This window comes from Streptomyces sp. UH6, from assembly GCF_013421635.1.
GTDB lineage: Bacteria > Actinomycetota > Actinomycetes > Streptomycetales > Streptomycetaceae > Streptomyces > Streptomyces abyssomicinicus.
This window is the reverse complement of record NZ_JACADT010000293.1, coordinates 1-6,141: the sequence shown is the minus strand read 5'-3', so window position 1 is coordinate 6,141 and position 6,141 is coordinate 1. Positions and strand designations below refer to the sequence as shown.

Here is a 6,141-nt window from a genome sequence, read left to right as displayed (position 1 = left end):
GCTCGCATGGCCGCGCCGTTGCCCCAGGAGCCCTGGCCGCCGAACTGTCCGGCGACCACCTCCTGCCAGGGCTCACCCGCGCCGATCCGGCGCAGCACGTCGTGCATCGAGGCGCCGTAGCCGCGGTGCGTGTCCTCCGCGTAGGCCGCCGCGAAACCCAGGGCCAGGCGGTCCTGGTCGACGACGCCCCCGCCCTCGACGAGTTCCCGGACGAGAATCAGCGCCTGAGCGGTGTCGTCACTCCACCGCCACAGCGGCTCCGGGGGCAGCGTCCGCGCCTCCAGGGCCGCCGGCCCTTGCGTGCGCAGGATGCCGAACCAGCGGTCGCCGAAGGCGTCGCCGAACGCGAGCCCGTACAACGAGTCCAGCGCAGCGGTGGGTACGTCGATCATCGGCGCAGTATCGCAGCGCGACGGTGCTCCCGCACTCCGGTTTCGGAGCCGCCGGGCTTCCGGCCTGGAGCGTCCGGCACCGCCCGCTCGCACCCCCTCGCACCCCCTCGCACTCACCGGGTGGGAGAGGCGGTTCCTTCGGCGTCGCCCGACGTGCCGGCCCGTCATACTCGTACCGTGGACTGGCGCGAGCGGGCCCGGGCGGCGGAGCAGGGACGGGAGTGGGAGGTGGCGATCGCTCTGGTGAGCGCCCACGCCGAGTGCCATTCCAACGATCCCGACATGCACGACAGCCACCTGTGGCACATGGATCTGCTTGCCCGAGCGGCACGGTACACGGAGCTCACGGCACGCGCTCTCGACGACGGCCACGCGCGTCGGGCACTCAACAGGTCGCTCGGGGAGCGGGGGATGGATGCGGCACTGCGTCGCCGCGCCGAAGACGGTGACCGTGGCGCCCTGTACGTCCTCGTCCGGCTGTTGTGCCGGACGAGTCGGGTTCAGGAGGCTCAGCAAGCAGTCGAGGACATCGGCCCGGAGGACCAGTACGCACGCCGGCTCGTGGCCGAGGGCCGCAGGGCGTAATCGCCTCGTCGTGGCGCCCCGGTGGCGTCAACGCTGTCGGCCTCGAGGTGGCGGCCCCACACCGCCGCCGCCCAAGCTGCCGCCCCCGGCTCGAGCGCGGCCGCCCGGTCAGAAGGAACTGGAAGCCGCGAGACCGGCCGAAGGGGATGCGGGACGCTACGGCGTAGGTCTGGGCAGCGAGACGCCGACGGACATGAGGACATGGGTCACCACCACCACGCCGGAGGTCTGCCTGCCCTCCAGGAGTGCGCGTCCTTGGCCTACGAGCCCATGCCCGTGCCCACGGTGCGTGCGAGGCTCTCGCCGGGGAACCCCCTGGCGTCGGGCGACGAGTCGCTCCGGGCGGACATGGCCTTCTCCTCGAAGGGGATCGAGAACCACACGGCGTACGGACTCGGCGGCTCTCATGCCTGCGCTGCCGGAGGACGTGGTCGCCCGGCACGTGAAGAAGGTGCGAACCGCCCTGCGAGAAGCTTCCACCTCCCCCTGAGCCGACGGCGTGGGCCAGACACCGTCGCCCGCCTGCTCCGTCGCCCGCCTGCTCCGCAAGATCCCGGCCGGGACCTCTCACGAGGTCACAGGCCGGCAGCGGTGAGGATCCGGTACATCCGGGTCGGCCGCAGCGCGGAGTTGGCGGCGGCGTCGTCGGCCACCTCGGGGTCCGGGTCGCCGAGCAGATGCTCCAGCAACACGTCCGTGACGTTGGGGTGGCGGGCGACCCCGCGGCGCAGGAAGGGCTCGGCAGCGGCGGCGAGCTGCTGAAGGTCCGGCAGGGGTAGTTCCGGGTCCCGCAGGGCGAGGTAGCGCACGTTCGGGCTCGACTCGTCGACGAACGTGCGCAACACGTCACGAGGGAAGTTGGGGTGGTCGACGAGCAGCGGTCGCATGTGCAATGCGTCGCCGTGGGCGCGGACCAGTCCTTCCAGGACCTCCGGTGGTGTGCCCGGCCGACGGGCGGCAGCACGGCGGACCACGATGTCCGGGTCGTTGTCCAGTCGACGCCATGCCTCGTCGGGCAGGTCGTGGCAGGAAGCCAGTACGCGCCGGAATGTCGTGTACCGGCAGTCCAGGTAGGTCATCCGCTCGTCGAGAGGCGCCTCGCGCAGCCAGTCCGGTTCGGCGAATGTCCCGCTCAGAGCCACTTCCGCCTCGATGTTTCCGCCGGCGCGTTCGGCTTCTACGAGCGCGTACAGCCGGTCCCGGGTCTCGGCGTCCACATGCCGACTCTGCGCGGCGGCGACCCGCACGAACGGGTCGTCGATGCCCAGGAGCTGGGCAGCCATCTCTGCCGACAGGTAAGGGTTACCGGCGACAGCCTGATGGAGCTCCTCCTCCTCGTGTCGCACGAGCCGCGCGAACTGCTCCGACGTGAGGGGGATGTGGCGCGCCACGTTGACGCGCACCGCGGGGTCGGCAAGGCAACGCTCCCTCCACTCGGGCGGGACGCCCGGATCCCTGCGCTCGGTGGCGGCGGCACGGACCTGCGGATCCGGGTCGGCGAGTAGTTCCACCTGCACGGCGAGAGACCGGTCGTGCCAGGCTCGTGCGACCGCAGCACGCAGGCTCGGACTCGGCGCGCCGACGAGCATCGTCCGAGGCCGGCCATAGGCTTCCTCCAGGTCGTCGATGCCGATCTGCACGTTGCGGTCCACCATGTCGCGGACGAAGTCTGTGAACGCGTCGCGGATCGCGGAATCGGGATGCTCGGCGATCCTTCGGCGCATTCGCGGGGAGATCCGGTCCCCGTGAAGGCCCACCGCGGTCCTGCGGTCGCCGTGCTTCAGCAGAGCATCGACAAGTGCGTCCTCCAGCCGCCCGCGACGCTGCGATATCCCGTGTCGGCCGGCCTTGTGTGTCGCCAGACGTACCAAGACATCCTGAGGAGCCGACGGGTTCCGTCCCAGCCCGGAGAGTTGGGGGTGAGCAAGGCTTGTCATGCGCTCAACCTAGTCGGGCCGCTGCGTGCCGCCGAGGCACACGGTCCTGGGGAGGTCTGTCGTACCCGGATAGTGGCGCCGCAGCTCGTCGAGCACGCGCTCATCGGCAGCCTCGACGTCCCACAACGAGCTGTCGAACTCGGTCAGGACGACCATCAGCTTGTCCTCGGCGAAGCCACGTGCCTCGGCGTCGATCAACTGGAGGTGGGGGGTCGTCAGCGACAGCAGTGTCAAGGTGTCCATACCGGCGTCGGCGGACCTCTTCTCCATCTCGACACAGCGAGGGTCGACAATCTCGTCGAACTCGACGCGCCATGTCAGATCCAGGCCGAAACTGCCGAGGCGGACCAGTAGCTCAGCCAGGGTCACATAGTGCTTCCCGTGCCAAGCGCGAAAGGTGATCCCCTTCAACCCTGCCTCGTGATCGGCTGCCTCGCGTGACATGCGCCCCCCTTCTCCGTGGGCACCGCCCACGCCTGCATCATGGCGTTCGTACGACTTCTCGCGGATCGGGCGCCGGGCCTGCCCAAGACTCTGCGTGAGCACGACGCCGACTACGTGCTCTGGGACGGCATCCTCGGCGATTGCGACTGCCTGGGCGACGGCCCCACCGACTACTTGCCCAAACACCGACGCAACGGCGTGAACGTGCAGGGGTCGTCACCGATCCCGAAGGCCGACTTCCAGGCCCAGCCCGCGACCTGACCGCAGCACGCGCCCAGCGAGCCATCCAAATCTGCGTCCTGGCCGTCGCCGACCGCGCCTACATCGGGCAGGCCCTCGGCCACCACCGCCAAGGGCATCCTACGCAAATGGGGAGGCTGCGGTATGACGCAGCCCGCGCAAGGCATCCTTGGATGCATGTCTGACGCCCGGCAGGACCTCTTGAATCGCGAGGCGGCCCTCGATGCCTCCGTCGCAGCACTCCCACTGCTTGATTTGCCGAAAAGATCCCTTCTAACGGCTCTTTATGGTGTCGTGTATCAGCTTATGCACGGCACCGGCAAGGGCTCCAAGTCTGCGCGACCTGCCGAAGGGGAGGCATTCATCTCTAGAATGTCCCATCTCGCGCCCCTCATCGCGAGATGCCCAGATCTGCCGATTGGGGCGAGCGCACATGACGCGCATTCGCCGATTAGCGCGGACTTTATTCCTCAGCTGCGTGATCTGGTGCAGTACGGGCACGCTTGTGAAATATTCCCCGAACTGTGGCATGGATGGTTTACGGTTGACGGGGGAGATGGCGTGTATGTCCTCGATCATCCTGAGGGGCCGATCCGAGAGGCGGAAGAGCTTGACATTCTACTTTCGGAAATCTCCGTTCCCGCCCGCCTGCAAGTGGCGCCTCTCAGTAATTCCGCGCGTACAAACATCCTTCAAGAGCCAGGCAAGACGAATGGAAAGGATCTAATCCTCCCTGCCCTCTATTACGCAATCATGGAGACTCGAGAACTGCCTCTACTTTACGATGGCGGCATGCGTGCGGCTGTCGGTGTGACTATGGATGAGTTTCTGCGTTTTCAACGCGCCACTGCCGCGCTTGCTTGCACGTGGCTCGACGTAGCTGCGGACGCGGGTCGCCTGGCGGCGAAAGCGACACGCAAGAGCGATCGGAATAAATGGCTCGCGGAGCAGATGGAGTGGTATGCACCCCTCCTTAGCGCCGACTATGTTGAGGGCATGCTGGCCAGCCTGACTGGTCTTGGCGAATCGACACTGAACAAGATCCTGGATATTTTCACCCTCAGGGGGGACGGAACTCCCGCCGGGGAAGGGTTTTTTCCGCCGTTCACATACTTCACTGACGAAGTAGGGCGACGCATGATCATGTTTAGCCCGGACGTATTGCTGCACATGACGGCTCAGCGGAATCTTGTTTATGTGTGCTCAAAGCGTCAGCGCTCAACTTTTGACAATCTCGTTAGTCGCGAAATGGAGCCCCGACTGCTCGACCTCGCGGAAATGGAATTTGGGCGCGACCGACACTTGGCCATAAAGCGAAATGTGGAATGGTCGCATGCAGGCATTTCTGGCGAATTCGACTTGCTGGTGTACGATCATCGCAGCAATGCGCTAATGCACTTGCAGGCCAAGGCTCCGATTCCCCCGCAGGGTGCTCGCATGGTGAAGCGTCTCGAAAGTAGGGTGGAGGAGGGGCTCGAACAGCTACGTCGATTCCGCTCTCTCGATGAGGCAGGAAGAAATGATGTCCTTAGTCGTATTTTCGGCGTAACAATTAGTGGCGTCGAAGTCCATGATGTCCTGCTTACGCGGACTGGATTCGGGACTAGCAAGGTGTGGCAGCAGCTCGGCGACATCATTCCTGCCAATCTGCAACTTTTGCACGGTGCCAGCGAAGAACTCTATGGAGCGACGGGGGTTTTGGAACTCCCGCGTATGGCGAACCGGCTCGGTACGCTTCTTAGCGAGCTCCTTGCGAACGCCAAACCTCGATGGAAAGCAGGCGAAATTACACTAGGGGAATCTGGCGTCGAAGGTAGGATATCCATCACCCTCCCACTGCTTCGCCTTGACCCCGCAGCGATCCTCAAGGATCGACTAATCCTGACACCCGAGCTGCCCTGAATGAAACATTGAGCTCATCCGGATGATGCGGTGGGTCCGGGCGGCCGTCAGGTTGTGGGTTCGGCCCGGCAGTGCTGACGAGATCCACAGCAGTCGGCCTTCGGGATCGGTGACGACCTGGACGTTTAGGCCATGGCGTCGGTAGTCGCGGGAGCAGTCGGCCCGGCCGTCGCCGACCCGGTCGCACTCGGCGTCGTCGAGAGCACGTAGTCGGGGTTGTGCTCGCGCAGGGTTTTGAGCAAGTCCGGCGCCCGGCCGACCAAGAACTCCACGACAGCGGTGGTGTAGGGGTGGGCGGTGTCCACGGATATGCCGAAGCCAGCAGCGATCTGCGGGAGAGTGAGCCTTTTCCAACCTCACGCTGATGTGTGGTGAAGGACGAGGACGGCCTTCACCACGTCGGTAATTCGGTTGGTGCTGCAGCGGAGCTTCCGCAGGAGGCGCCAGCCCTTGATGGTGGCCATGGCCCGCTCGCCGAGGCAGCGGATCTTGACGTGGGTGGTGTTGTGGCGACGCTTCCATCGCTTGAGGCGGCGGCCCCGAAACGGTACACGGACGGGTCCGTCGGCGCCTTGATATGCCTTGTCCGCGCAGCATTTGAGTTCCGCATCGGCGAGGGCTTCGATGATGCCGTGCTGCCG

At 65.8% G+C, this 6,141-nt stretch carries 6 protein-coding genes and 2 pseudogenes; 3 read left to right on the top strand and 5 right to left on the bottom strand.

Annotation, left to right across the window (positions count from 1 at the left end; all coding sequences use genetic code 11):
• The coding region (locus HW445_RS15735) for an ADP-ribosylglycohydrolase family protein (RefSeq protein ID WP_180221646.1) at nt 1-392 on the bottom strand (392 nt) is incomplete at its 3' end.
• A 177-nt stretch (nt 393-569) separates the two neighbouring features.
• Between HW445_RS15735 and HW445_RS15730 the strand changes: the two genes are divergently transcribed.
• Entirely contained in the window at nt 570-977 is a 408-nt protein-coding gene (locus tag HW445_RS15730; protein ID WP_180221645.1) for a hypothetical protein, read from the top strand.
• Between the two features lie 575 nt (nt 978-1,552).
• On the opposite strand, the gene HW445_RS15725 is transcribed toward HW445_RS15730, so the two are convergent.
• A complete protein-coding gene (locus HW445_RS15725; RefSeq protein WP_218957028.1) occupies nt 1,553-2,701 on the bottom strand; it encodes a hypothetical protein in 1,149 nt (382 codons plus the stop codon).
• Nucleotides 2,702-2,923: 222 nt separating this feature from the next.
• Nucleotides 2,924-3,358: a hypothetical protein gene (locus HW445_RS15720; RefSeq protein ID WP_257231092.1), complete on the bottom strand. Its 435-nt coding sequence runs from the start codon at nt 3,356-3,358 to the stop codon at nt 2,924-2,926.
• Between the two features lie 12 nt (nt 3,359-3,370).
• On the opposite strand from HW445_RS15720, the pseudogene HW445_RS15715 reads away from it, so the two are divergent.
• Nucleotides 3,371-3,687: pseudogene (locus tag HW445_RS15715) on the top strand (IS5/IS1182 family transposase); the annotation flags it as partial.
• Between the two features lie 55 nt (nt 3,688-3,742).
• Nucleotides 3,743-5,500: a hypothetical protein gene (locus HW445_RS15710; protein ID WP_180221643.1), complete on the top strand. Its 1,758-nt coding sequence runs from the start codon at nt 3,743-3,745 to the stop codon at nt 5,498-5,500.
• Between the two features lie 15 nt (nt 5,501-5,515).
• Here the strand turns inward: HW445_RS15710 and HW445_RS15705 are convergent.
• Nucleotides 5,516-5,841, bottom strand: a pseudogene (locus HW445_RS15705) (transposase family protein); the annotation flags it as partial.
• Nucleotides 5,842-5,856: 15 nt separating this feature from the next.
• A partial coding sequence (locus HW445_RS15700) for a transposase family protein (RefSeq protein ID WP_306673326.1) occupies nt 5,857-6,141 on the bottom strand: 285 nt, incomplete at its 5' end.

Bases quoted from the DNA above. Each gene is read 5' to 3' on its own strand.
- HW445_RS15725 (WP_218957028.1), bottom strand. From the start codon at position 2,701: ATGCGCCGAAGGATCGCCGAGCATCCCGATTCCGCGATCCGCGACGCG.
- HW445_RS15710 (WP_180221643.1), top strand. From the start codon at position 3,743: ATGACGCAGCCCGCGCAAGGCATCCTTGGATGCATGTCTGACGCCCGG.
- HW445_RS15720 (WP_257231092.1), bottom strand. From the start codon at position 3,358: ATGTCACGCGAGGCAGCCGATCACGAGGCAGGGTTGAAGGGGATCACC.